4 protein-coding genes are annotated in these 2,249 nt (G+C 70.9%); all 4 read right to left on the bottom strand.

Features of this window, described 5'->3' with window-relative positions; all coding sequences use genetic code 11:
- Window positions 1-75: 75 nt before the first annotated feature.
- A complete protein-coding gene (locus AOK00_RS41635; protein WP_437441445.1) occupies window positions 76-273 on the bottom strand; it encodes a hypothetical protein in 198 nt (65 codons plus the stop codon).
- A 215-nt stretch (window positions 274-488) separates the two neighbouring features.
- Window positions 489-779, bottom strand: a complete 291-nt coding sequence (locus AOK00_RS25440; RefSeq protein WP_055602592.1) for a hypothetical protein — start codon at window positions 777-779, stop codon at window positions 489-491.
- Window positions 780-867: 88 nt separating this feature from the next.
- Complete coding sequence (locus AOK00_RS25435) at window positions 868-1,479, bottom strand: hypothetical protein (RefSeq protein ID WP_055602591.1); 612 nt, start codon at window positions 1,477-1,479, stop codon at window positions 868-870.
- Window positions 1,480-1,620: 141 nt separating this feature from the next.
- A complete protein-coding gene (locus AOK00_RS25430; RefSeq protein ID WP_055602590.1) occupies window positions 1,621-2,031 on the bottom strand; it encodes a hypothetical protein in 411 nt (136 codons plus the stop codon).
- Between the last annotated feature and the right edge of the window lie 218 nt (window positions 2,032-2,249).

Below are 2,249 nucleotides of genomic sequence, written 5' to 3'. Positions count from 1 at the left end.
CCCCACGGCCCCCGGAGTCCGGTCCCTGACGGGAACGGACTCCGGGGGCCGTGGGGGAGCGCGGCTTCCGCGGCGTCAGCCGAAGAACCGGGCGAGCTGTCCGGGGGAGACCTCTTCGACGGTCTTCTCCTCCGCGGAGTCCTCGCCCGGCTTCTCCCCGCCCTCGTCGGAGGCGCCGGGACGGGGTACGGGCTGCGGAGGATCAGGCTGGTCGCCGTCCTCGGACGCGTTGACGGCGTGGAACATCCAGTTCCCGACGGCCAGATGGTCCACCGCCGCCGCGAGCAGATGGTCGGTGACCGACCACTCCGCGGATTCGCCGTGGAGCTCGCGCTGCAGGGCGCTGTCCCGTGGCAGATGCCTGATCAGGGCCAGGACCCGCCGGCTGGAGAGCTCTCCGCGGTGCCAGTCGAGGATGTCGAGCCCGTAGTGGCGGATGAAGTCGGCCTCAAGGGCCTCGGCGTGTTCTTCGACGAACGCGACGAGGCTCAGTCTTCCCCCAGGCCGAGCCCGGTCTCCTTGCCGTAGGCCTCCAGGATGGCGGCGATGTCCTGCATGGTGACGTCGTGCTGCTCGAAGCGGCTGAACTGCTCCTCGCCCATCAGGAGTGCGAGCAGGCCGTCCACGTCGTTGTCGTCGAGCTTGCGCAGCCCCTTGGCGGTGGCGCGGCTCAGCTCCGTCGGAAGGGTGTAGGTCTCGCCGTCCAGCTCGAAGGACCACTTGCGGCCGTGGGCCTCCTGTCGCTGGGCTCGGGCGGCGTTCACGTCGAAACGGGCCATGGTGATGCGTACTCCTTGTTCGGGTGAAGAGAAGAGGAGGGGGCGGGGCGGGACGGCGGCCGGCCGTCCCGCCCCGGGTGAAGCGGGATCAGACGGTCGTGCCGTACTGGCTGTCCTTCATGAGGAAGGTCGCCAGCGGCTTGCCGTTGCCCTGCGACATGGCCGTGAAGGTCACGCCCAGCTGGGACGCGGCCTTGCGGGCCAGCTTGATGTCGTCGGACGCGGTGACCTGACCCCGCGGGATGATGAAGCGGTACGTCACCGCGGTGGTGCCACCGGCCTTGACGTCGGTGAACTCCAGGCCGAGGGCGCGCACGTCCGCGAACGGACGCTCGGCGATCTCGTACTTGTAGGTCTCGGTGGACGGGGCCGGCTCGGCCTCGACCTTGCCGCCGCCCATGAAGAAGGGCAGCGTCAGCTCGTTGAACTGGAGCATCGAGAACTTCAGCGAGAGGTCACGGCTGGAGTAGATGAAGTGCACCGGGGAGACCGACTGCCACGAGTCGATCGGCTCCAGCTTGTCCTTCTTGGCGAAGGTCACGCCGTCGCCGGTCGTGAAGCCGAGGTCCTTCCAGCCCGCGCCGGTCCAGTCGGCGGCGGCGTCGGCGCCGAAGGTGGCGGGGGCGGCGGTGCCGGCGTCGGCGACGTAGAGCTTGCCGGTACCGGCGACGCGGATCTCGGCCGAGTTGTTTCCTGCCATGGTGTGTTTCTCCTTGGTGAGAGGGCTGCCGTACCCGGACACGGGTCCGGGTACGGCAAAGGCCCCGCCGGACGGCGAGGCCTGGTCGGTGGGGCGAGGGCCCGAGGGCTCGGTGAGTGCCCGGGGCCGCTCGGCGAGCGGCTAGAACACGCTCAGGGAGAGGCGGATGACGCACAGGTAGCGGTTGGCGCCCCGGTAGAGGTAGTCGGGCAGCCAGCGCGGCCCGTCCTGCTCCTCGACGTCGTGGACGACGTTGTCGGCGCCGATCTGCTTGCCGATGGTGGCGAGCAGGGCCCGGCGGGCGCCGTTGGCGAGGACGTGGGCGGCGTTCTTGGTCGGCCCGTACACCTCGAACTCGATCAGCGGCATGTCGACGTGCAGGTCGCCGATCCAGGCGCCGCCCCGGCGGTTCACCAGGACGGCGGCCTGGGTGCCGTCGAAGCCGGCCGGCGGGTGGACCGCGATGGTCGCGCCGGCCAGGGCCGGATCGGCCTTGAGGACGTCGACGACCAGCTTCTCGACGTCCGGGAAAGCACTCGGGGGAGTGGTCATGACGGGTTCTCCTCGGGAGAGGGCTGCGGGACGGGGTGCCGCCCGGGGCGCTCCGGCGGGAGGGGGGCGGGGCGCGGCAGCGCGCCCGGACGGCGAACGGCGAAGCCGCCGCCCGTTGTTCGGGCGCAGCTCCGCCGCTGCACCAACTGTGACAGAGAGCGTGCGCGCACGCAACTAATTCCGTGGGGCTTCCGTACGCCTCCGCGGCGGGCCCGCCG

Origin of the sequence: Streptomyces aureus, assembly GCF_001418135.1 — a bacterium.
Lineage (GTDB): Bacteria > Actinomycetota > Actinomycetes > Streptomycetales > Streptomycetaceae > Streptomyces > Streptomyces aureus_A.
This window is presented reverse-complemented; position numbering and strand designations above follow the sequence as displayed.

Excerpts from the sequence above, each read along its gene's own strand:
- AOK00_RS25435 (WP_055602591.1), bottom strand. The coding sequence starts at position 1,479 with ATGGCAGGAAACAACTCGGCCGAGATCCGCGTCGCCGGTACCGGCAAG.
- AOK00_RS25430 (WP_055602590.1), bottom strand. The coding sequence starts at position 2,031 with ATGACCACTCCCCCGAGTGCTTTCCCGGACGTCGAGAAGCTGGTCGTC.
- AOK00_RS25440 (WP_055602592.1), bottom strand. The coding sequence starts at position 779 with ATGGCCCGTTTCGACGTGAACGCCGCCCGAGCCCAGCGACAGGAGGCC.